Origin of the sequence: Vibrio sp. Vb1166 (assembly GCF_033338695.1) — a bacterium.
Lineage (GTDB): Bacteria > Pseudomonadota > Gammaproteobacteria > Enterobacterales > Vibrionaceae > Vibrio > Vibrio alginolyticus.
Genome location: NZ_JAWOTE010000002.1, coordinates 409,771 through 432,558, shown reverse-complemented (window position 1 = coordinate 432,558; position 22,788 = coordinate 409,771). Strand labels below are relative to the sequence as shown.

Sequence of the window (22,788 nt, the reverse complement as noted above, 5' to 3'; positions counted from 1 at the left end):
TTTCGCATCATACGTAAGAATGCGGGCAAAAGTCTTTCGCGATATCACAACTTTCATTCAAGAAATAAAAAAAGGCTGATGCTACTTAGCATCAGCCTTTGTTGTATTACTAGAACGTTATTTCGCTATAGTCTTATAGAGACTCAGTGAATGTACGTGCGATTACGTCAGCTTGTTGCTCTGCAGTTAGAGAGTTGAAGCGAACAGCGTAACCAGATACACGGATTGTTAGCTGAGGGTATTTCTCTGGGTGCTTAACTGCGTCTTCTAGAGTTTCACGGTTAAGAACGTTCACGTTTAGGTGTTGGCCACCTTCGATACCCGCTTCGTGGTGGAAGTAACCATCCATCAGACCAGCAAGGTTAGCGCGTTGTGAACCCTCATCTTTACCTAGTGCGTTAGGTACGATAGAGAATGTGTAAGAGATACCATCTTGTGCGTCAGCAAACGGCAGTTTAGCAACTGAAGTTAGTGATGCTACAGCACCTTTCTCGTCACGACCGTGCATTGGGTTTGCACCTGGAGCAAATGGAGCACCAGCACGACGACCGTCAGGCGTGTTACCAGTTTTCTTACCGTAAACCACGTTTGAAGTGATAGTAAGAATTGACTGAGTAGGGATTGCATCACGGTAAGTCTTAAGCTTACGGATTTTGCCCATAAATACAGAAACAAGTTCACATGCAATGTCATCAACGCGTGGGTCGTTGTTACCGAATTTAGGGTAATCGCCTTCGATTTCGAAGTCGGTTGCTAGACCGTCTTCGTCACGAATTGGCTTAACTTTTGCGTATTTAATTGCAGATAGTGAGTCAGCCGCAACAGATAGACCAGCAATACCACAAGCCATAGTACGTTTAACGTCACGGTCGTGTAGAGCCATTAGTGCCGCTTCGTAGCTGTACTTATCGTGCATGAAGTGGATAGCGTTTAGTGCAGTCACATATTGTTTCGCTAGCCAATCCATGAAGTGGTCCATTTTCTCCCACAGTTCATCGTAGTTAAGAACATCGCCTTCGATCTTAGGCATTTGCGGGCCAACTTGGATTTTTAGCTTCTCATCCACACCACCGTTGATGGTGTAAAGCATTGTTTTCGCAAGGTTCGCACGAGCACCGAAGAACTGCATTTGCTTACCAACAACCATTGGAGATACACAACATGCGATCGCGTAGTCGTCAGAGTTCATGTCTGGACGCATTAGGTCGTCATTTTCGTACTGAATAGAAGAAGTATCGATAGATACTTTCGCACAGAACTTCTTGAAGCCTTCAGGTAGTTGCTCAGACCAAAGAACAGTGATGTTTGGCTCTGGAGAAGGACCCATAGTGTATAGTGAGTTTAGGAAACGGAAGTTTGTACGAGTAACTAGCGTACGACCGTCAAGACCCATACCACCCATAGACTCAGTTGCCCAGATAGGGTCGCCAGAGAATAGATCATCGTACTCAGGAGTACGTAGGAAACGAACCATACGTAGTTTCATTACGAAGTGGTCGATCATTTCCTGAGCTTGTTCTTCAGTTAGCTTACCAGCCGCGATATCACGTTCGATGAAGATGTCTAGGAACGTAGAAGTACGACCTAGAGACATAGCCGCACCGTTTTGAGATTTAACAGCAGCTAGGTAACCGAAGTAAGTCCACTGAATAGCTTCTTGCGCAGTTTCAGCAGGACGAGAAATATCACAACCGTATTTTGCAGCCATTTCTTTGATTTGACCTAGAGCACGGTGTTGCTCTGCGATCTCTTCACGAAGCTGCATTGTCATTTGTAGGTCTTCGCCGTTCTCAAAACGCTCTTGTAGAGAAGAGAACTGCGCGAATTTATCCTTCATTAGGAAGTCAATACCGTATAGAGCAACACGACGGTAGTCACCGATGATACGACCACGACCGTATGCATCTGGAAGACCAGTCAGTACGCCAGATTTACGACACGCCATGATTTGAGGAGTGTAGATATCGAAAACGCCTTGGTTGTGAGTTTTACGGTATTCTGTATAGATTTTTTTAACTTGTGGGTCTAGCTCGCGGTCGTAGGCTTTGCATGAACCTTCAACCATGCGGATACCACCGTTAGGGATGATCGCACGTTTTAGAGGAGCGTCAGTTTGAAGACCTACGATAGTTTCTAGGTCTTTTTCGATGTAGCCTGCATCGTGAGCAGTGATGGTAGAGATAACTGAAGTATCAAAATCAACAGGAGCGTGAGTCGCGTTCTCTTGTTTGATGCCTTCCATTACCTTAGCCCAAAGCTTGTTAGTCGCTTCAGTACCTTCAGAAACTAGGAAAGATTCGTCGCCTTCGTACGGAGTGTAGTTCTTCTGAATGAAATCACGAACGTTTACTTCGTTTTGCCAGTCGCCTGCAGCAAAACCTTCCCAAGCTTTAGCAAATTGCTCTGCCATGACATACCTACCTTTTTAGTAGAAAAAAATACGTACTGCTTCGCCGTTGAGCCAGCTATCCCCAGATAAAAGAGGGGAACAGTACACTCTTATGAATAACAATATTTATAGTCTTAAATTTACGTATTCGATTTACAAAACTATAAATATTGTCACTAGTTTTAACGTTTCTCTTTTTAAGCAACAGTTAGAGGTTAAACTAAAATTTTTTTGCAAACCTTAAACTAAATCAATAAATCCTCAAAAAATCTCGATAAAAATGGGGTAGCGACGAGCGCTACCCACAAATTTCTGGACTGCTAGCTTATAGCCAAGCTTGGATGCCATACTGGCCTTCAAGCATACCAACTGCAAGCATAGCAACTAAACAGATAACAAGTACGCTTACTGGGATCACAATCTTGTCTACAAATGATAGGCGAGACGCGCGCTCTTTATCTCCAATTAAACCGTTGTTATCTAAAAGCATAGTTAGTGCCCAAGCTAGAACTGGGTTAACAACGGCAGAACCAAAGATACAGATACCTGCTGCTTGTGAGTCTTTCGAGTCCTTCACCATCTGCATGCCAGCTTCAAGCAGTGGTAGAGATACACCAACGAGAAGAGCAACGCGCATAACTGGAGGCCATACTGCAACGTCCATAGGAAAACCAAGGATTGCAACAATAATACATAGAGAGCCTAGTAAGATGGCGCCAGCAGGAATAGGGCGTTTCGCGATTGCAGCAGGGATCATGTAAGTCCCCCAAGATGATGTGATGTTACCGCCACCCACTGCAGTACCGACCATTTGGCGAACGGAACACATTGTCATTGTGTCATCAACGTCCATCAGCACTTTCTCACTCTTACGTGGGTAGTTCATCTCTTGGAAGATACGGTGACCCAAGAAGTCAGGTGACCACATTGCTACCGCAAGAATGGCGAATGGTAGTGAAGCGATGAAGTGTTCCATATTAGGAAGACCAAGCATCCAACCTTCTTCTGTTGAACCCCACCAGTAGATTGGATTTAGGTTTGGAAGGCCTGTCTCGGTTACGAATTTAATATCGAAGCCTGCGCCAAGAGCAAGTGCGATTGCAAGCCCAGTGAAGGCACAAACAGGGATCGCTAGCCAGCGTTTGTTCACTTTAGCAAGGAACGCGTATAAGCCAATGGTAACCGCAAGAACAATTAGACCGATGTAACCCATGCTACCAGCGGCAACCGTATCGGATTGCAAACCAACAGCCCAAGCTTGAATAGAGTTAATTTGGCTCATGGTTCCGGTTAAACCTAGGAAAATAAGAAGGCCACCAGCCGTACCTTCAGAGGTGAGGTTAACCAGTTTTGACCCACCTTTTAAGAGGCTCAAAATCAAACCAAACACACCAATGAGAATTGCTAATGCAAGAGGATGAGCACCAGCAAGAGCGATGGTACCAATAAGAGGGATCATTGGGCCGTGGTTTCCTGCTAGGTTGGCTTTAGGGTTAATAAAACCAGAGGCAAGTACACAGAAAAGAAGTGCAGGGATGAGCATTTCTACACGCGCAACTTCGATAGCAAAGTCCTTGCCTAAGTTTACGTGGTCCCATGCTGCAGTAAGACCTTCAGCCCAAGACATCATTACCGCAGAGTACATTGCGATAATACCGATAGTACCAGCAAGCGCTGGAACAAGGTCTTCAAGCTCAAAGCGGAAGTCACGACCTGGCAAGTTCAAGCCAAAACGACGTGGCTTCATAATTTGTAGTTCGTGGTCTAGGTAGTCTGAACGGCTTGCGAACTCAGATGCTGGACGATGAAGCTCACGGTAGCTCTTGGTCTCGATATCTGAATCAGAGTGCGTTTTGTTAACTGCGTCTGACATAGATTCCTCATATATTTAAAAGTTATGAATTCTTCATTCAATTGTGTTAATCCGCATCCTGCGGCACGCTTATGCTAGCTATTGTTAGATTTGTTACACGTCGACACTGTGCCTAAGCATAGCTAATAACTTATTGTGTTGAGGCGCAAAAAAAAGCCTCATCTTTTGGCAGGAGTCTAGCAAGATAGCCATTTAGGGTGATTGATTTAGATCACTTTAAGAATGGTTGTGAAATAAAACTACAGAAAGTTTCTGGCATGCGAATGAGATGCGGAGATCTTGTGTAATTTCATTACACAAGTTGCATAAAATTAGAACTTTTTGTCCTTTTGCACGAGATGCAGATTAAATGTCAATATTCACGGTGATTATATAAAGCTGGCTTTATTCTTGCTTTGGACAGAGCAAAGACAATTTTTTGGCTAATCATTGCCGCTCAGTTTAGGAAAAAGACATGAAACAGCTTAAAGTACTGCCACTAGTGGCAATCATCTCAGGGTTAATGGTCGGTTGCGGCGGCGGTGGCGGCGGTGGCGGTGGTGCAGCGCCGAAAACTGCCTTTACTTTTGATTTTGCTATACCAGCAACAATGACTGAAAGTGAAGCAACTACGAAAGGTTGTACTGTATATGACCACAAAACTGAGCTGAACGGCGATAAAACGGTTTTAACCTATAGTGCAGCGTCAAAAGAGCAAGTGACCAACTATGTTATCGGTTACTACTCTGATGCCGATGGCAAAAGATCCGGAGACATTATCAAACCTACCACTGATAACTTTAAGTTTTATCTTGAAGATATCCCTGACGGCGGCTTTGTAACGTTTCAAGCAATAGAATTTAACGGCAAAGAAGCTCGCGTAAACACGTTTTCAAAAGAGTTCTTGCAAGATAAGAAACTACGTAATGCTACTTTTGCACTAAACCGAGACTCTTTGAACAAATGCTTTACTGGCGGTAACTTAGCAAGCAATAAGTTTACTAACTTAGATTACCGAAACGCTGAATCAGGTGGCGGAGATTACAACTTTGTCTCGCAAACCGATATTTTCACGTCTCCGAACCCTGATATGTTGCCTACTGATGAACTGATGGGGCTTAAAGGTGAACCAACGGCATTGTTTCAGTATGAATCAGGTTCAAGCGACAAAGCGCTTTACCAGTATGGTATTGGTTCGTGGGGAACTGGTGAGATAGCCTTAGTTAGAGCGGATAATACGTCAAACATTTATTCGTCTTCTGACTATACTTACGACTCGCTCAACATTGGCTTTGTTACTAACGGCTTTGCATATGACGCGTTGAAGCTGGATAAAACGGCCGTTGAATATAATCGCCCTAGTGCAACGAATAAAGAAACTTGGGTATACATGGCGTTCTCAGAGAATCAAGTTAATGGTTGGGAGTCTCTACTTAACGAAACGATCTCTGACGGATGGGATATTGACGTTGATCCGAGTGCTTACTTAAATATTGATAACCTGCCGAACACAAAACCAAGTGTATCAACGCAAGGAAGTGCAGAGTCCGTGATTGATCTGGACATGGGCTTAACATCGTCTACTGAAGGCTTTACTCGTGTCGCTTACTTTGCAACTTCAGGCGACTACAGGGTCACACATCGCATTTTCACAACAAGTGATAGTGATTCTGTTGTTGTTCCAGAATTGCATTACTACAACTTCCCAACATCGGCCGTTAACGGTTTGAAAGTTTCAGCTTCGGACGATTTTAATCGCACTGCTTTGGTAGTGAATGAAGATAGTAATATTGATTCTAAAGTTTTCATGAGCTTCTTCTCCAATGGTGAAGCGTCAGAGCCTGAACTAGATGAAGACCTAGATGGCATCATTACTTCTGAAAAAGAAGGCTTAGAAAATGAGGTGACATTACGTACTTCAAACTCGTTGGTAGTCAGTCGTTTTAATTAATTCATTGCGACCTCGAATAGGTTTCAATTAACACTTTTGTAAATTTACTAAGCCCCTTTGAAAGGGGCTTTTTTATATTTAATATTCAACTTTTGAAGAATATGTTGCTATATATTGCATATTAATTTGTCTATAGTATCTTTCTATTCGAATTATTTAGGTTAATAATTTGTTGCAAGTTTCAAAGGGCGGTGCTAATTTGTTCCGAATTAGAGAGGGCGGAGTCCCTTAATGGCAGTGACAAAAACACAGGGAGTAGGGCGCATGAATGATGTACCAGCGCTAGATATAAAAGACCTGCACAAAACATTTGGACAAAATGAAGTTTTAAAAGGCATTTCACTTGCCGCGCACAAAGGAGATGTTATCTCCATCATTGGCTCTTCCGGCTCAGGTAAGAGTACCTTTCTCAGATGTATCAACTTGCTAGAAACGCCTACCGCGGGCGAAATTTGGGTAAATGGTGAATTAATCCAAATGAAGAACAACAGAGCAGGTGAATCTGTTCCTGCTAATGAAAAGCAAGTCCAACGTATTCGCTCACGCCTGGCAATGGTTTTCCAAGGTTTCAACCTCTGGTCTCACCTAACCGTACTAGAAAACGTGATTGAGGCGCCTGTTCATGTCTTAGGCGTGCCAAAAGCTCAAGCGATTGAAAATGCAGAAGTCTTGCTTAAGAAAGTAGGCTTGTATGAGCGTAAAGATTATTACCCTGGGCACTTATCTGGCGGCCAGCAGCAACGTGCAGCTATTGCCCGTGCGCTAGCAGTTGACCCAGAGGTGATGTTGTTTGACGAGCCAACTTCTGCGCTTGACCCAGAACTTGTAGGAGAAGTTCTGGGGGTAATGAGAGATTTGGCAGATGAAGGGCGAACTATGCTGGTGGTCACGCACGAAATGGCGTTTGCGCGTGACGTATCAAACCATGTGATGTTTTTACATCAAGGCTTAGTGGAAGAACAGGGAAATCCAGCTAAGCTATTTACAAACCCGGATTCAGAACGATTACAGCAGTTTATCTCATCCATTTACTAATATTTGTTAGGCGGCAGACTATTGCCTCCTAAGCCAACACAACAAACAAAACGAAATAAAATAGCAATCACAGGAGTATGGAAATGAAAAAGTGGTTATTAGCAGCAACGATTGCTGCAACGGCAGTATCAGGTGTTGCCCAAGCGAAAGAATGGAAAACAGTTCGCTTTGGTATCGAAGGTGCTTACCCTCCGTTTAGCTGGACAGAAACTGATGGCTCAATAAAAGGCTTTGACGTAGACATGGCAAATGCACTCTGTGAAGAGATGCAAGTGAAGTGCAAAATCGTCGCTCAAGATTGGGATGGTATTATTCCTTCTCTGCTTGCACGTAAGTACGATGCCATCATCGCAGCAATGTCTATCACTGAAGAGCGCAAGAAAAAAGTCGATTTCACTGGCAAGTACGCACAAATTCCAAATAAATTTATCGCTAAGAAAGGTGCTGGTCTAGATTTTGATAATCTTAAAGATGTCAAAATTGGCGTGCAACGTGCGACGACACATGACAAGTACTTAACTGACAACTACGGCGATGATGTTGAAATTGTGCGTTATGGCTCTTTTGATGAAGCGTATCTTGATCTAGAAAATGGTCGAATTGCTGCTGTTTTAGGTGATGCTTCTGCTCTAGAAGAGGGTGTGATCAACAAAGCAGGTGGCGAAGCTTATGAGTTTGTTGGACCATCGTTAACCGATCCAAAATGGTTTGGCGAAGGTATGGGTATCGCTGTTCGTAAACAAGACAAAGATCTAACGAAGAAACTCGACGCAGCAATTATTTCACTACGTGAGAAAGGTGTTTACCAAGAAATTGCTGGTAAATACTTTAACTACGATGTGTACGGTGAATAAACCGTAATTAAGCGACCGTTGGCTTGTTCCTAGAAGTAGTCAACGGTCGATTTTTTGAGTTTAGGGATTAGGAACTCACCTATGCTAGATTTACAAGGATACGAAGCTTCGATTTTGAAAGGAGCTTTAGTAACAATAGAAGTTGCAGTGCTTTCACTCATTCTCGCCATGGTCTTAGGCATGCTTGGCGCATTAGCTAAGTTAGCACCTTACAAATGGGCAAGGGCGATTGCCACTCTTTACACCACCGTCATTCGCGGCATTCCAGATTTGGTTCTGATGATGCTAATTTTCTTTGGTGGACAAATACTTTTAAATAACAGCCTTTACTCCATCAACGAAACGCTCAACGAGTGGTTTGCCTCGAGTGATCCAAACCATGAATGGACGTCTTACTTACCTGATTATATTGATGTCAGCCCATTTATAGCTGGTGTACTCACGATTGGTTTTATCTTTGGCGCCTACATGGCGGAGACTTTTCGTGGAGCGATCATGGCGGTGGACAAGGGTGAATTAGAAGCGGCGAAAGCTTATGGGATGAGTTCTGCTTTATCGTTTAGAAGAATCTTACTTCCTCAGATGATTCGTCATGCATTACCTGGATTTGGTAATAACTGGTTAGTGTTACTTAAGACCACAGCGTTAGTTTCCATTATTGGTCTGGATGACATGGTGAGAATGAGCTCATTGGCAGCAGGTACAACGAAAATGCCGTTCACCTTTTACATGGCTGTCGCGCTCATCTTTCTATTTTTTACCAGCGTTTCGACCGGGCTACTCAAGCTTGTTGAGCGTAAGTTCAGTATTCATGCGAGGTAAGTTATGGACTTTTCTTTGATTATTGAAAGCTTTCCAACTTATCTTCAGGGACTTTGGACAACAGTTTGGTTAGTGGGATTAGCGTTGGTTATTGGCTTGTGTGTCTCTATCCCATTAGCCGTGGCACGCAATAGTAACAATTACGCTCTAAGCTTACCTTCTTGGGGATTCATTTACTTTTTCCGTGGAACGCCGCTATTGGTTCAGCTGTATTTGATTTACTACGGCATGGATCAGTTTTTCCCTGTGAAAGATACCTTATGGGAGAACGCTTGGTTCTGTGCTTTGGTCGCTTTTATTCTGAATACATCGGCTTACACCGCAGAAATTATTCGTGGTGCGATTAATGGTTTGCCGAAAGGTGAGGTGGAAGCTGCGAAAGCGTATGGCATGAGTAAGTTTATGACATACAGACGTATTATCTTGCCGAGTGCATTGCGTCGAGCATTACCAGCTTATTCAAACGAGGTCATATTTATGCTGCACGGAAGTGCAGTCGCGGGCATCGTTACCATCATGGATTTAACTGGTGCTGCGCGTCTAGTTAACTCGCGCTACTATGCACCATTTGAGTCTTTCCTGACGGCGGGGCTGTTCTACATGGCACTGACGTTTATGATCTTGTGGTGTTTCAAAGTGGCAGAGAAGCGTTTCTTAGCTTATCTGCGTCCTTTAAGCTAATTATCAATAGAGGCAATAGCATCGGAGTGGATGCTATTGCTTTTGATAATTTTGTTATCTTCATTCCTATTTTTTCAGTCGATGTAAAAGACTCTTTCTTATTATTCATCAACTTACATTAACATTCGGTAAACTCATTGTTTAGTAAGTAAAAATGAAAAAAACAATTCTATCGTTGGGCATTGCCGCCTTAGCCACAGGATGTAGTGGGGGAGAGGGAGAATCACAACCTAATGCTCAAGTAAAACCAACGCCAGCTCCAGTTCAACAAGCTCTTGAAACTGGTAATGCACTGCTCGTTTCTGACCCGAGCGAATTCATTCGTAAAAGTCGTCAGGTTGTAGAAGCTCACAAGATGCAGTCGAATACGATCAAATCTGCAATTGCGAAAAACCTTTCAGGTCTTTATTGGGATCCAACCCATGATGCCGCGATCTTGGCACCTCAGTATGGCTTCAACGACACCATCTTGATGACCAATAAGGCCATGGCAAGCGGTTACAAAGATCAAGCTCTGTCAATTGGCGTTGCCGGGGAAAAGTCTAATGGTCAACGTTACGCACTATTAGGGAGTAACCCATTTAGAACGGCACAACGTTTTCCCGACTCTTCCAACTCTGCGATGACGCAATGGTTAAGTAACCTGGTCACTTGGTTGTCGGGCGGAGTTACTTCAAACGTCGTCATCGCGCAAATGGATCAGTCTTATTACTTTCCGGATGAGCAAGCGACTCGCAATTGGCTGAAAGACACTGTTTCACAAGAGCTGGCGTTTAACGAGGCCAACCTATGCGATGGTTCGAAGCTACTTAGCTGCTTGCAAACCAATACTCCAAACTTATTGATCTTGTCACAGCATCTGCAATCTGGAGATACCAACAAACCAGTACTCGAAGCTTTGGAATACGCTGAGCAAGCCCAAATTCCTGTTCTATACCTGCATTGGGATGGAGGACTAACTGATCTTGGCCAAGACATTTTGGAAAAATTCCATGTTGATTATGTGGGAGATAACTATTGGCGTAAGTTAGGCTTGGTCGACTGGGAACCTTCATCGTTGATGAACGTTGTGCCGGACTCTGTCATCACACAACAAGCGCTGTTGTCTCGTTTTGAATCTCAAAATTTCAACGTTGACTTGTCAAAGTGTGATGACAAATCCTGCCCTGACACTGCGAATATGGACAGTCAATTTTATGCAGGGGCAAACAGCATTCGCCATTGGTTGCAAAAGCTTGATGAACAAAAAGTAGATTTGTTTAATCAAAACGGCTACCAATACGAAAAACTCATGGTATTGCTGGCTGATCATTATCGTCAAACGGTTGTCTTCCCGATGGACAAACAGTCAACCCAAACGACCGAATTCCTAAAGTCGTACTTTGCCGATTACGTGCAATACAACAGCCGAAGCGTGAACCCAAAACAACCAAATATGGGGAACTTCAGCCGTAGTGAGTTTAGCCCTGAAATAAAGAGAATCAGTGCAACGATTAATATGGAATCAAAGCGTAACTTCCGTTCGGCTGGTGTGTATGCGCTTCCTGGGGAAACTTTTACGGTTAAACGTAATGACAGCAATGATGTGGCGACTAAGATTGTCATCAACACTTTAAGAAGTGGTGCAACTCATGAGTTCAGCGAAGATGGATACACGCGACCAAAACTGCTGACTTCATTTGCTTACGAAGTCAAAGCGGGTGAAACCATCACGCTGACTTCTCCTTATGGCGGCCCAGTACAGGTTCACTTTGACAAAAATGATATTCCGGTTGAACTGAAATTTAATCATGTGGCACAGCATCCAGTTTGGAGAAGTGAGAAGGACAACGACGCTTTTATTCAACAGTTAGAAGCCAATTTATTCGATTGGGCTGAGCTGATCACTCCTGGGTTTGAAGTACACTCAAAGCGCGACAAAATGTTGGAGTCGGTCAACGATGAAATGTGGTCTACCCCTTCGGAAATGGCGCTTGCAACAGAAGAATATGTTCACAACTACCCGCATGTGCTGGCAGGTTTCCAAGGGCCGGGCATAGATGAAGTGCCTGAAATTATTCAATACGCCCAAAACCAAGGTTGGGAAATCGCCAATATTGATACAGTGAAGCACATGAACGCTGACCAAGCGACGTGTGGTTATGGTTGTTCGGGTAACCCTTACGATGCTTACTGGTCATTCAGCCCACTCGGTCACGGTGATTTACATGAGCTTGGTCATGGTTTAGAAAAAGGTCGATTCCGATTTTCAGGCTGGGAAGGGCATTCAACGACCAATTACTACTCGTATTACAGTAAGTCTCGTTTCTTCCAGAATACGGGAAAAGTTTCAACTTGCCAAAGCTTGGATTTCAAAGGCCAGTTTGAATTATTGCAAGCTAGCCGAACTCAAGCGGATCCAAACGCATACATGGCTGCGCAAAATCAAACCAGTTGGAGTTGGGGCGCTCGTGTTTACATTCAAATGATGATGGCGGCGCAGCATGAAGGTGTGCTTAAAAATGGTTGGCATTTATTGGCGCGCTTGCACCTGATTGAACGTGAGTTTAACCGCTTAAAATCGGACGACGCGCTTTGGGATGAGAGACGATTGAGCATTGGTTTTGCCAACTACTCTCGGGAAGAAGCAAATAGCATCTCGAACAACGACTGGTTGCTTATTGCTCTGAGCTACATCTCTCAGCGAGATATGACTAACTATCTCGATATGTGGGGGTTCTCGTTCACAGAAAAAGCGAAACAGCAGGTTGTGGCGCTGAATCTACCGCCGATGCCGCTCACTTACTTTGCAAGTAGTAATACAGGCTACTGTCTGAACGAATTTGCTCAAACACCGATAACTATTGATGGTCAAACGGTTTGGCCGCTGAATCAGTGATTAACTGGTAATTTGTATGAAAAGGGAGACAGAGTCTCCCTTTTTATTGGACTAAGCTTAGCGTTGAGTCTCGCTTATAGCTTTGCAATATATTACTTAAATGTTGACCAGATTGGTGCGTGATCTGAAGGCTTCTCGATACCACGAAGCTCATAGTCGATACCAGATTCAATACACTTTTCCGCTAGAGAAGGGGTTGCCAAAATGACATCAATTCGTAGGCCACGGTTATCATCAAAACCGCGAGAACGGTAGTCAAACCACGAAAATTGATCGTTCACCTCTGGGTATAGCTTACGGAAGGTGTCCACAAAGCCCCAGTCTAGTAAGGTTTTCAACCATTCGCGCTCTTCAGGTTGGAATGAACATTTACCTGTTTTTAGCCAACGTTTACGGTTTGGTTCGCCGATACCGATATCTGCATCAATAGGGCTGATGTTGATGTCACCCATAACAATCAATTGCTCGTCGTTATTGTGATGATCGTTTAGGTAGGTCATCAGATCTTTATAGAATTGGCGCTTGTATGGGAATTTGGTTTCGTGGCTGATGTTATCCCCTTGAGGGAAATAGCCGTTTAGCACAGTGACCTTTTCGCCGTTTTCATTTAAAAACGTTGCCATGATCATGCGCTTTTGATGTTCCTCGTTATCCGTCGGGAACCCTTTTTGTACGTGTAGAGGCTCTTGCTTACAAAGCATTGCTACGCCGTAATGTGCTTTTTGACCATGGAAATACACTTTGTAGCCCATGGTTTCGACAGCTTCAATCGGGAATGCTTCATCGTGAACTTTAATTTCCTGAAGACCAATCACATCAGGTTGGTGTTTGTCGATTAGCGCTTGGAGTTGGTGCAGTCGCGCACGTAGTCCATTGATGTTAAAGCTGATTACTTTCATTATTTATCCTTTTGGGGGCGTACTTTTTTATGAATAGTATCATTGTGTAAGAGCACTGAAAATGAGTCTCGGTGAAAGGATTGAAACGCTCTGAGCTACTTTGCTTTTAATTTGTTTTCTAAGTCGTTTTGCACGATCTTTAAAGCGTTAAGCGCAACTTCTGGATCTATCTCATTGCTCTCAAGCAAATAGATTAAATCGACAGCCAGTTTGATCTCTTCAGGTGCGTCATCTAAAGGCGAGGTTGGTTGATCAGCCATTATTGATGTTTTTCCCTATGTGTAATTTGGTTCTCTAGCTTAAGAAGTGCTGCTTCACAACGCGCTAAACGTTGCTCGGTTGCTAGTAATACTTTTTGAGCGTCGGCACGCATAAAACTCGGAGCGCTTTCGACAGCACGTTCTTTTTCTAACACCATCTCGCGCAAGCGTCTTGCCCACTCTTGGTGTTGAGCGAGTTCCTGATAAAGCACGTTGATAGGCTTGCGGAAATAGCTGCTATGTTTGATTTCATTCTTACGAATTTTAGTGGTAGAAATCTCGCGTTGAATTGCACCGATTTGCGCCACTAACCGTTCAGTGAGGTACTCAGCACGCAAAGCGGTGAGCTTACCTTCATTTTGCTCACGCACAATCGCATCCAGCGTGGCTTTTGCTTCTTTTACGCAAGGAGTAAGTAAGCGAGAGCGGCAACCAAATAAACGCTCATCAAAAAGCGGAACATGATGTTCGCCTCTTTGACGGTCAAGAACAGCGGCTTGCTTCGCCATTTGTTCTAGATTTTCCTGGAGTTGAGAAATGTTCATGACAAGCCTACAAACCATGCGTCATAAGCCAATTTAATGGCTAGTATGCTGACGACAGTAACAAATACAGGACGAATGAATTTAGAACCAAATCTAATAGCGGAGTGCGCGCCAACAAAAGCACCAGCCATTAAACATACTCCCATTGTTAAGCCTAGCACCCAGTTGATGTGTCCGAGGAATGCAAAAGTGATCAAAGAGGTAAAGTTACTGGTAAAGTTCATTGCTTTTGCTAAGCCAGAGGCGAGCAAGATATTCAGTCGGTACAGCGCCATTGAACTTACTGTCCAAAAAGCCCCAGTTCCAGGCCCTGCGAGTCCGTCGTAGAATCCTATGGATAAGCCTTGCATGTACTGTTTTTTATGAAGTTTTGGGCAAGGCTCGGGTATTGGACTTTGATGAGCAGAGTGGGGCGTTTTATGAAAAACGGTATACAACGCTGCCGCCAAAATAACAAGCGGCAATCCTTTTTCCAGCCAATCCGTACTAATCGCATCTACAAATAGCGTACCTAATGTCGCTCCGAAGAGTGTCGCCACGAATGCACGCCGCCAGCATTGAGGCTTGAATAGACGTTTTTTGTAGTACGTAAATGCCGCAGTAGAAGAAGCAAAGGTAGCGGCAAGTTTATTGGTGCCTAGTGCAATATGAGGCGGCAAGCCTAGCGAAAGTAGAGCAGGTACGGTAAGCATGCCACCACCACCGGCAACTGCATCAATAAATCCTGCGACAAAAGCGACAAGCGCCAACACCAACAGCATGGTTGGCTCAATCATTTCCATAAATGGTGATTCTTCTAATATTCTATTTTACGTTTAAATGGAGGTAGTGAGTCGATTAAGGCTTGTCCGTATCGCTTAGTGACTAGGCGTCGATCAAGAATCGTTACTCTACCAGAATCTCTCTCTTTACGCAGTAAGCGACCTACGCTCTGGATCAGCTTTTTGCTTGCGTCTGGTACAGTTATTTGCATAAACGGGTTTCCTCCTTTTTTCTCAATGTATTCGGAATGAGCCTGCTCAACAGGGGAGGTTGGAACGCCAAATGGAATTTTTGTAATCACCAAGTTTTCAAGTAATTCGCCAGGTAAGTCTAGCCCCTCAGAGAAACTGCCAGTACCAAATAAGACGCTGGTTTTATTTGATTCTATTAACTTTTTATGTTTTTTTAGAATTTCTTGACGTGAGCTTTCACCTTGAACTTGCAACGCCCAGCCTTTTTTTATGAACTCCGAAGAGAGTGCCTTCGCGACTTGGTTCATCTGCCAATAGGATGAGAATAATACTAAGTTGGCTTTCTTGTCTTCCAAGTACTTAGGCAATATCTCGATAAGATATTCAGTAAATTGAGGCGCTGGTGGTTCATATTTCATCGCAGGGATGAGCAATTCTGCCTGGTTTTGGTAATCGAATGGTGACGCAAGCGCTAAAAACTGAGTGCCTGATTCTGGTTTTCCATCAATACCAACCTGATGGCAAAAGTAATGGAAAGAGTTTAATGCACGCATCGTTGCGGAAACCAAAATGGCGCCAATACATCTGCTCCAAATCTGTTGGTCGAGTTGCCATCCAATTTCAAGTGGCGAAACACTCACAATGAAATCACCCTCGCGATCGGGGTGGGTTTCTAACCAGCGAGCTAAAGGCGCACCTTTTTCACGAGTTGGTTCAGCCATTAAATGCCATACTTGCGCTAGGTTTTCTAACCTTTGAATGTAGAAACCGAGCTCTGCAAGCGCTGGTTCAGCCAACCTTGTCGCAAGCTCCCCGTCTTTTACTCTTTCCGCAATAAGGTCGGCAATTTTTGCCACGCTCTGATTTGCTTTTTTACTGAACTGTTTTAGTTCTTTGGATTGGTTCTCTAGCCACTCAGGTAGTTCACCGTGTTCGAAGCGGTAGATACCCTCTTCAAATTGAGCTGGGTCGAACTGTTTGGGCAATTGAGTCAGTGCCGGTATCAAGTTCTGAACCGCGTCTTGAAGGTCGTTGCGAAATCGAGCTACGCGTTTCTCGTCTGCGAGTGATGAAAACTTACTAATCGACTGATTTAACTTCTCAAGCCATGCTGCCGCACCTTTTAAACTCGCAGATGCTGAAGCATGGTCACGAGCGACGTGAGGTAAGTGATGTGCCTCGTCGAAGACGTATATCGTATTTTCTGGCTCAGGTAAAATCACGCCGCCACCTAAATCTGCGTCTGCCATGACGAGAGAGTGGTTAGCAATGATGACATCGTTTTTATCCAACTCTGAGCGCGCTTTTTGGAATGGGCAGCCGCGGTGGCCTGGTAAACTGTTATTGCAACTGTGTTTATCACTGACAATCAGTTGCCAAAGCTTATCGTCGATGGGGTTAGGCCAAGAATCACGGTCACCGTCCCATTTACCTTGCGCAAGAGAGCGATGCATTGTTTCTAACAGCTCTATATCTTTTTGCTTAGGTTTGGTTTCAAACATGGCTAACTGGCCACCATCAGCACCGCTAGCAGTGGCGAGCTTTTCTGCACAACAATAGCGTTGACGGCCTTTTGCCAAAATAAAAGAAAACTCTCGGTCGGTAATCCGACGAAAAAGAGGGAGGTCTTTATTTATGAGCTGCTCTTGCAGAGCGACGGTCGCCGTTGAGATAACCACTTTCCTATTGTTATGTACAGCCACGGGAATGGTCGCCATTAGATAAGAGAGCGATTTACCAATTCCAGTCCCTGCTTCTGCAACGAGTATTCGGTTAGATTTGTGATACTGACCGCAAAGCGTTTTTGCAATCTCTGCAACAAGGTAGTTTTGTGCTCTTCTAGGCACAAAGTTATCAAGTTGATCTTGAAGGTTTTGATAGCTATTACGAATCGATTTTTGAATGTTACTGGTCAGCATACGGGCCTCAAATGCGTTGGAGGCGAATAGTAGCACACATCACTAGTTGTACAGTAGTTCACAAAACGGAATGCTTTTATAAGGAATGTAGATCTCCTTCACAAAAAAATATTGAACCTAATCTTAATGAAATTAATTTCATTATATGAAAAATATAAAACTCCAACTTGGCCTGATTTGTAGGTTTTTATTCTTTTTTTGTTTTTTTAAAATTTACTTATTGGATTAAAAAACCATTTGCTAATAATTTTGTAAATTACAAATAATAACGGGGATTGGTTAGATGTTCGTCGAATAAATAAAGGTAAACTTATCAAGTTGTTGTTTTGTAATGGTATTTTGTTTTTTTTACATTGGTATTTAGAAAATTTGACAGCCAGAATAATCTTTTGCACTCTTAGCTCCAGATTTTGAGGAGGTGCTGTATAACGTTTTGTTAACGCTCTACCTCAAACATATAAAAAAAGGGAACCGGACAAGGATATCCCGAACTAAGAAAAGGCAGTGGATTAATTATGAAAAAAACTCTATTAGCACTAGCTGTAGTTGCGTCTGCAACTTCAGTGAACGCAGCTGAAGTATTCAAATCTGAAGAAGGTTCTGTAGATTTCTACGGTCAGCTACGTCCAACTCTTCTATTCACAGAAAAAACTGATCACACAGCAGAGCTAAACACTAGCTCTTCTCGTACTGGTGTGAACGCGGTTTACGTTGTTGACGAAAGCCTAAAAGTTCTGGGTGAAGTTGAAATCGGTGTTGCTCTAGGTGACAACTACGACGCAGGTGCTGATTCAAGCGAGCGTACAGATGACTCTGTATACGTACGTCGCCACATCATCGGCTTTGATATGGGTGATATGGGTACTCTTCGCTTCGGTAAAGAAGGTACTTGGGCTGATGACGTATACTTCGCAGATTACTCTTACTTCTTCGGTGGTAACGCAGCGGAAACTGCATACGGTCACGCTTGGAACAACGATTCTCAAATCAAATACGCTTACGAAAATGACGCATTCTGGCTAAAAGCTGGTTACGCGCTAGGCGAAAAAGATTCTAACGAAGAAGTACTAGAAGTATTCGTTGGTAAATCTTTCAACGACCTATCTCTACACGCTGGTGTACTTACTGCGAACAACGACATCAACGTAACTAAAGAGAAAAAACTAGTTCTTAATGGTGTAGAGCAAACAGTTTCTCACACAGAGCGTACTGATAACGAAAACCTATCTTTTGAAGTAACTGCTGAGTACGCACTAAACGAGCACACTCTAGGTGCTACGTACTACTACAACGAAAACGAAGATAAGCTAGGTAAATCAACAGTTGATTCACACTACATCGTTGTAGCTGGTATGTTCGCTGTTGCTCCTAAAACAACTCTATACTCTGGTTACGAGTACCTAGCTCAGTCTACTGACGAAGCAGGTAAAGTAGACGCAGACTCTTCTTGGTTCTACGCTGGTGTTGAATACAAGTTCTCTAAATGGGCACGTGTATTCGCAGAAGCGGGTTACACTTTCGAAGGTACTGACTTCGACAACAAAGACACAGACGACGCAACTAACTTCGGTGTTGGTGCTCGTTTCTACTGGTAATCAATACCCAGTTTGATATTGTAAGACCCAGCTATATGCTGGGTCTTTTACTATGAAGATAAGGATGAAAAATTCTATGCAGTTATCATTAAAAGTGGCAATGGCACTGTCTATTTTTGCCAGTACAAACCTCTACGCTGCAGCGACTTTAGTGGTTCCAGAAGACGTGAAGTTATTGGCCGTCAACATGGAGAAGCCAGAGCTAGAAGGTGGTCTTTTTTCTAGTGAGAAGACAATCGAACTACCTGACGGAACGAATCAAATTGTCTTCAAATATCAACCTACATTCGAAATTAACGAAAACCTTAAGACGGTTTACAGTGATGTAATCGTTGCTAAATTTGATGCTGAAAACGAAAAGCTAACGTTTGAACTGCCAGAGTTTAAAACTCTTCGCCAAGCGCAAAACAACATCTCGCCTCTAGATTGGCAATTACTGGATACCAAAGGCCAACCTATTGCTTTGGTCGAAGATGTATTAGAGTCAGATGGTGTTCAAATTGGTCGTAATTACCCTCAAGAATCTCGTAACTACAATATTGCTGGCGGTATCGCGAGTGTTGCCGTTAGTTATGTAACTGTGAATCAGCATCAACAATCAGTAAGTGATATCGAGCCTCGAGTTGAGACTAGTGATACCCGTTCAACAGCCGCATCGAACGACAGCCCAATGGTTGATGTATTAAAGACTATGTACCAGAAAGCGTCTCCGGCGGAAAAAGAGGCATTTAAAAACTGGCTTGCTGAGCAGTAATCCCTTAGTTCATTAGATAGGGCTTAACTGAAAAAGTACGAATCTAAAAAGCAGGCTTTAAGCCTGCTTTTATCTTTTCTGCTTATTAGAGAGAGATTTCTCTCCATTCACCAGGCATTAGGTCGTTAAGGACGATATCACCCATCGAATGACGAATGAGGCGCAAAGTAGGGAAGCCAATGTGCGCAGTCATGCGACGCACCTGACGATTTCTTCCTTCGATAATGGTAATGGCTAACCAAGTGGTAGGGATATTTGCGCGAAAACGAACCGGAGGCGTTCTGTCCCAGACTTGTGGTTCTGGAATAACTTCAACTTCGGCTGGTAGAGTCATACCATCTTTTAGCTCTACTCCCTTCCTCAATTTTTCAAGATCTTGCTCCTGAGGAGCGCCATCGACTTGAACCCAATAAGTCTTCGGCGATTTTGACTTTGGCTGCGTTAACTTCGCCTGCAAGATGCCATCGTTAGTGAGTACCATCAAACCTTCGCTGTCTCGGTCCAATCGGCCAGCCGCATAGACATTTTTGATTGGGATATAGTCCGCTAACGTTTTGCGACCATCGCCATCGGTAAATTGACTGAGCGTATCGTAAGGCTTATTGAAAATAATGACTTTACGTTCTTTAGGGGCCACTTTTGGCTTTTGGCTTTTTGTTGGGCGATTAGGGCGGCGGTCTTGCTGAGTACGAGTCTTCGAACCATTGCGAGCTCCTGAGTGTTTAAAATGGCCCGTTTTAGACTGGTTACGACTGCGACCTTTTTCCTGACCTGTACGAGATGACATGTTAACTACCCTGCAAAAATGTAAATGAACTGTGTTTGAAAGTTTTAAGTTTTCTCATGATCGGATATGATTTGCGCGCCTAAAACTAACAAACGCGCACAGAATGATAGACTAATTCGTGTTATTTGTTTAATTATATCAGTGCACTCATGGATTCAGAGCTTAGAGCTTCAAACTACAACAAAGAGTGCGAACCGCATGTGGCGTTAGTGAGGAGACATGTACTGCTAACGTGCAGCAATGCGTCAATTAAACCAACTCAGACGCTGAGTTGATCAGCCAACAAGTTGATTAAAAAATAGGGAAATTTCATGCCTACAGAAAAACCTACAATTATCTACACCATCACTGATGAAGCGCCGGCGCTAGCAACTTATTCATTACTACCAATCATTCAATCATTCACAGCATCGTCTGGCATCAATGTAGATACTCGTGATATTTCACTAGCAGGTCGAATTATCGCTAACTTCCCAGAGCATCTAAAAGAAGAACAGCGCATTGGCGATGCGTTGACTGAGCTTGGTGAACTAGCTCAAACTCCAGAAGCAAATATCATCAAGCTACCTAACATTTCAGCTTCAGTTCCTCAGCTTAAAGCGGCGATTAAAGAGCTTCAGGCGAAAGGTTACGATTTACCAAACTACCCAGAAGAGCCGAGCACGTACGAAGAGAAAGCGATTAAAGCGGCTTACGACAAAATCAAAGGTAGTGCGGTTAACCCAGTACTTCGTGAAGGTAACTCAGACCGTCGTGCTCCGACTTCGGTTAAGAACTATGCGAAGAAAAACCCACACTCAATGGGTGCATGGTCAGCAGAATCTAAGTCTCATGTTGCGAGCATGTCAGACAATGATTTCTTTGGTAGCGAAAAGTCTACAACTATCTCTGGTGCAACAGAGGTCAAAATCGAGTTTGTCGGTAATGATGGTACAGTTAAAGAGCTTAAGTCTGCATTCCCATTACTAGATAAAGAAGTCATTGATACTTCAGTAATGAAGAAGAAGGCGTTGGTTGAATTTTTCGAGAAAGAGATTGCTGAAGCGAAAGCACAAGACGTGCTGCTGTCTCTTCATATGAAAGCGACGATGATGAAAGTTTCTGACCCTGTCATTTTCGGCCATGCCGTAAAAGTTTACTACAAAGACGTTTTCGATAAGTACGGTAAGCTGTTTGAAGAGCTAGGCGTTGATGTAAACAATGGCATCGGTGATGTTTACTCAAAAATTGAGTCTCTACCTGAAGCGCAAAAAGCAGAAATTGAAGCGGCCATTCAAGCGGTTTACCAAACTCAACCAGAACTTGCGATGGTTGACTCTGATCGTGGTATCACAAACTTACATGTACCAAGTGACATTATTGTAGATGCTTCTATGCCAGCAATGCTTCGCTCTTCGGGTCAAATGTGGGGACCAGATGGTAAACAAAAAGACACCAAAGCGATGATTCCAGATCGTAGCTACGCAGGTATTTACCAAGCGGTTATTGATTTCTGTAAAGAGCACGGCGCATTTGATCCAACCACTATGGGTAGCGTACCTAACGTTGGTCTAATGGCTCAGAAAGCTGAAGAGTATGGTTCTCACGACAAGACATTCATTCTAGACGCTGCGGGTACTGTTCGCGTTGTTGATGCTTCAGGTAACGTACTGTTAGAGCAAGCGGTTGAAGAAGGTGATATCTTCCGTATGTGTCAGGTTAAAGACGCACCAATCCAAGATTGGGTTAAACTAGCAGTGACTCGCGCACGTGCAACAGGTGTTCCAGCTGTATTCTGGCTAGATGAAAACCGCGCGCACGATGCTGAGCTCATCAAGAAAGTAAACGCCTACCTACCAGATCACGATACTGACGGTCTAGAGATTAAGATCCTATCTCCTGTTGAAGCTTGTAAGTACTCACTAGAGCGTATGAAAGCGGGCCTAGATACTATCTCTGTTACAGGTAATGTTCTTCGTGACTACCTAACAGACTTGTTCCCAATTCTAGAGTTAGGTACGTCTGCTAAGATGCTATCTATTGTTCCATTGATGAATGGTGGTGGTCTATTTGAAACAGGCGCTGGTGGTTCTGCTCCTAAGCACGTTCAACAAGTAGAAAAAGAGAATCACCTTCGTTGGGATTCTTTGGGCGAGTTCCTAGCGCTTGCAGCTTCGTTAGAGCATTTAAGTGTAGCGACAAACAATCCTAAGGCTCAGGTTCTCGCAGATACACTAGATAAAGCGACCGGTGAGTTTTTAGACACCAACAAATCTCCGTCACGCAAAGTGGGTGAGCTAGATAACCGTGGAAGCCACTTCTATCTTGCACTTTACTGGGCGAAAGCGCTTTCAGAGCAAACGGATGATGCGGATCTTGCTGCTGAATTTGCACCAATTGCAAAAGCGCTGTCAGAGCAGGAAGAAACGATCGTTGCTGAGCTAAATAATGCGCAAGGCGTGAAAGGTGAGCTAGGAGGTTACTACTTACTAGACGATGCATTGGTTTCTAAATTGATGCGTCCAAGCGAAACCTTTAACGCAATCATTAACAAGTAAGTTAGTGTTAAAAAACACGTCGTTTTCGGCGTGTTTCCTATCCTGTAAGTGCGTTGTAAGTGTTCCTTTTGTAACAC

Annotated in this window: 17 protein-coding genes; 9 read left to right on the top strand and 8 right to left on the bottom strand. The window is 43.6% G+C overall.

What is annotated here, in order from left to right:
* Nucleotides 1–133: 133 nt before the first annotated feature.
* On the bottom strand, nt 134–2,410 hold the full coding sequence (pflB, locus tag R7E51_RS04355; RefSeq protein WP_206957402.1) for a formate C-acetyltransferase: 2,277 nt from the start codon (nt 2,408–2,410) through the stop codon (nt 134–136).
* A 304-nt stretch (nt 2,411–2,714) separates the two neighbouring features.
* Complete coding sequence (locus R7E51_RS04350; RefSeq protein ID WP_005378441.1) at nt 2,715–4,262, bottom strand: DUF3360 family protein; 1,548 nt, start codon at nt 4,260–4,262, stop codon at nt 2,715–2,717.
* Between the two features lie 454 nt (nt 4,263–4,716).
* Between R7E51_RS04350 and R7E51_RS04345 the strand changes: the two genes are divergently transcribed.
* The 6 genes from R7E51_RS04345 to R7E51_RS04320 all read left to right on the top strand — a co-directional run bounded on the left by R7E51_RS04345 (nt 4,717) and on the right by R7E51_RS04320 (nt 12,462).
* Entirely contained in the window at nt 4,717–6,192 is a 1,476-nt protein-coding gene (locus R7E51_RS04345; protein ID WP_017820023.1) for a hypothetical protein, read from the top strand.
* 264 nt (nt 6,193–6,456) lie between these two features.
* Nucleotides 6,457–7,227, top strand: coding sequence for an ABC transporter ATP-binding protein (locus R7E51_RS04340; RefSeq protein ID WP_005378438.1), 771 nt, complete (start codon nt 6,457–6,459; stop codon nt 7,225–7,227).
* Between the two features lie 83 nt (nt 7,228–7,310).
* Nucleotides 7,311–8,081 (top strand): ABC transporter substrate-binding protein, encoded by a 771-nt coding sequence (locus R7E51_RS04335; protein ID WP_005378437.1) that lies wholly within the window; start codon nt 7,311–7,313, stop codon nt 8,079–8,081.
* A gap of 81 nt (nt 8,082–8,162) precedes the next feature.
* Nucleotides 8,163–8,903 carry an ABC transporter permease gene (locus tag R7E51_RS04330; RefSeq protein ID WP_005378436.1) on the top strand — a complete coding sequence of 247 codons (741 nt, stop codon included), beginning with the start codon at nt 8,163–8,165 and terminating at the stop codon, nt 8,901–8,903.
* A gap of 3 nt (nt 8,904–8,906) precedes the next feature.
* Entirely contained in the window at nt 8,907–9,584 is a 678-nt protein-coding gene (locus tag R7E51_RS04325; protein ID WP_206957400.1) for an ABC transporter permease, read from the top strand.
* Between the two features lie 154 nt (nt 9,585–9,738).
* Nucleotides 9,739–12,462 carry an ImpA family metalloprotease gene (locus R7E51_RS04320; protein WP_206957398.1) on the top strand — a complete coding sequence of 908 codons (2,724 nt, stop codon included), beginning with the start codon at nt 9,739–9,741 and terminating at the stop codon, nt 12,460–12,462.
* A gap of 92 nt (nt 12,463–12,554) precedes the next feature.
* Here the strand turns inward: R7E51_RS04320 and xthA are convergent, their stop codons facing one another.
* The 5 genes from xthA to dinG all read right to left on the bottom strand — a co-directional run bounded on the left by xthA (nt 12,555) and on the right by dinG (nt 17,038).
* Nucleotides 12,555–13,361 carry an exodeoxyribonuclease III gene (gene xthA, locus R7E51_RS04315; RefSeq protein ID WP_170893719.1) on the bottom strand — a complete coding sequence of 269 codons (807 nt, stop codon included), beginning with the start codon at nt 13,359–13,361 and terminating at the stop codon, nt 12,555–12,557.
* A 95-nt stretch (nt 13,362–13,456) separates the two neighbouring features.
* Entirely contained in the window at nt 13,457–13,621 is a 165-nt protein-coding gene (gene rsmS, locus R7E51_RS04310; RefSeq protein WP_005378432.1) for a pleiotropic regulatory protein RsmS, read from the bottom strand.
* A complete protein-coding gene (locus tag R7E51_RS04305; protein ID WP_033905048.1) occupies nt 13,621–14,166 on the bottom strand; it encodes a primosomal replication protein in 546 nt (181 codons plus the stop codon). The genes rsmS and R7E51_RS04305 overlap by 1 nt, the downstream gene beginning before the upstream one ends.
* Entirely contained in the window at nt 14,163–14,948 is a 786-nt protein-coding gene (locus R7E51_RS04300) for a sulfite exporter TauE/SafE family protein (protein WP_005378430.1), read from the bottom strand. Before R7E51_RS04300 ends, R7E51_RS04305 begins: the two co-directional genes overlap by 4 nt.
* A gap of 14 nt (nt 14,949–14,962) precedes the next feature.
* Nucleotides 14,963–17,038 (bottom strand): ATP-dependent DNA helicase DinG, encoded by a 2,076-nt coding sequence (dinG, locus tag R7E51_RS04295; RefSeq protein WP_170890546.1) that lies wholly within the window; start codon nt 17,036–17,038, stop codon nt 14,963–14,965.
* Between the two features lie 515 nt (nt 17,039–17,553).
* Here dinG and R7E51_RS04290 point away from each other — a divergent pair.
* Nucleotides 17,554–18,633: a porin gene (locus R7E51_RS04290; protein WP_005378424.1), complete on the top strand. Its 1,080-nt coding sequence runs from the start codon at nt 17,554–17,556 to the stop codon at nt 18,631–18,633.
* Nucleotides 18,634–18,709: 76 nt separating this feature from the next.
* Nucleotides 18,710–19,387: a DUF2057 family protein gene (locus R7E51_RS04285; RefSeq protein WP_206957396.1), complete on the top strand. Its 678-nt coding sequence runs from the start codon at nt 18,710–18,712 to the stop codon at nt 19,385–19,387.
* A gap of 85 nt (nt 19,388–19,472) precedes the next feature.
* On the opposite strand, the gene R7E51_RS04280 is transcribed toward R7E51_RS04285, so the two are convergent.
* On the bottom strand, nt 19,473–20,174 hold the full coding sequence (locus R7E51_RS04280) for a pseudouridine synthase (protein WP_206957394.1): 702 nt from the start codon (nt 20,172–20,174) through the stop codon (nt 19,473–19,475).
* A gap of 311 nt (nt 20,175–20,485) precedes the next feature.
* On the opposite strand from R7E51_RS04280, the gene R7E51_RS04275 reads away from it, so the two are divergent.
* A complete protein-coding gene (locus R7E51_RS04275; RefSeq protein ID WP_005378404.1) occupies nt 20,486–22,711 on the top strand; it encodes an NADP-dependent isocitrate dehydrogenase in 2,226 nt (741 codons plus the stop codon).
* The last annotated feature ends 77 nt before the right edge of the window (nt 22,712–22,788 follow it).

What these genes read in the sequence shown, in the direction of transcription:
- pflB (WP_206957402.1), bottom strand. Translation starts at nt 2,410, where the DNA reads ATGGCAGAGCAATTTGCTAAAGCTTGGGAAGGTTTTGCTGCAGGCGAC.
- R7E51_RS04350 (WP_005378441.1), bottom strand. Translation starts at nt 4,262, where the DNA reads ATGTCAGACGCAGTTAACAAAACGCACTCTGATTCAGATATCGAGACC.
- R7E51_RS04345 (WP_017820023.1), top strand. Translation starts at nt 4,717, where the DNA reads ATGAAACAGCTTAAAGTACTGCCACTAGTGGCAATCATCTCAGGGTTA.
- R7E51_RS04340 (WP_005378438.1), top strand. Translation starts at nt 6,457, where the DNA reads ATGAATGATGTACCAGCGCTAGATATAAAAGACCTGCACAAAACATTT.
- R7E51_RS04335 (WP_005378437.1), top strand. Translation starts at nt 7,311, where the DNA reads ATGAAAAAGTGGTTATTAGCAGCAACGATTGCTGCAACGGCAGTATCA.
- R7E51_RS04330 (WP_005378436.1), top strand. Translation starts at nt 8,163, where the DNA reads ATGCTAGATTTACAAGGATACGAAGCTTCGATTTTGAAAGGAGCTTTA.
- R7E51_RS04325 (WP_206957400.1), top strand. Translation starts at nt 8,907, where the DNA reads ATGGACTTTTCTTTGATTATTGAAAGCTTTCCAACTTATCTTCAGGGA.
- R7E51_RS04320 (WP_206957398.1), top strand. Translation starts at nt 9,739, where the DNA reads ATGAAAAAAACAATTCTATCGTTGGGCATTGCCGCCTTAGCCACAGGA.
- xthA (WP_170893719.1), bottom strand. Translation starts at nt 13,361, where the DNA reads ATGAAAGTAATCAGCTTTAACATCAATGGACTACGTGCGCGACTGCAC.
- rsmS (WP_005378432.1), bottom strand. Translation starts at nt 13,621, where the DNA reads ATGGCTGATCAACCAACCTCGCCTTTAGATGACGCACCTGAAGAGATC.
- R7E51_RS04305 (WP_033905048.1), bottom strand. Translation starts at nt 14,166, where the DNA reads ATGAACATTTCTCAACTCCAGGAAAATCTAGAACAAATGGCGAAGCAA.
- R7E51_RS04300 (WP_005378430.1), bottom strand. Translation starts at nt 14,948, where the DNA reads ATGGAAATGATTGAGCCAACCATGCTGTTGGTGTTGGCGCTTGTCGCT.
- dinG (WP_170890546.1), bottom strand. Translation starts at nt 17,038, where the DNA reads ATGCTGACCAGTAACATTCAAAAATCGATTCGTAATAGCTATCAAAAC.
- R7E51_RS04290 (WP_005378424.1), top strand. Translation starts at nt 17,554, where the DNA reads ATGAAAAAAACTCTATTAGCACTAGCTGTAGTTGCGTCTGCAACTTCA.
- R7E51_RS04285 (WP_206957396.1), top strand. Translation starts at nt 18,710, where the DNA reads ATGCAGTTATCATTAAAAGTGGCAATGGCACTGTCTATTTTTGCCAGT.
- R7E51_RS04280 (WP_206957394.1), bottom strand. Translation starts at nt 20,174, where the DNA reads ATGTCATCTCGTACAGGTCAGGAAAAAGGTCGCAGTCGTAACCAGTCT.
- R7E51_RS04275 (WP_005378404.1), top strand. Translation starts at nt 20,486, where the DNA reads ATGCCTACAGAAAAACCTACAATTATCTACACCATCACTGATGAAGCG.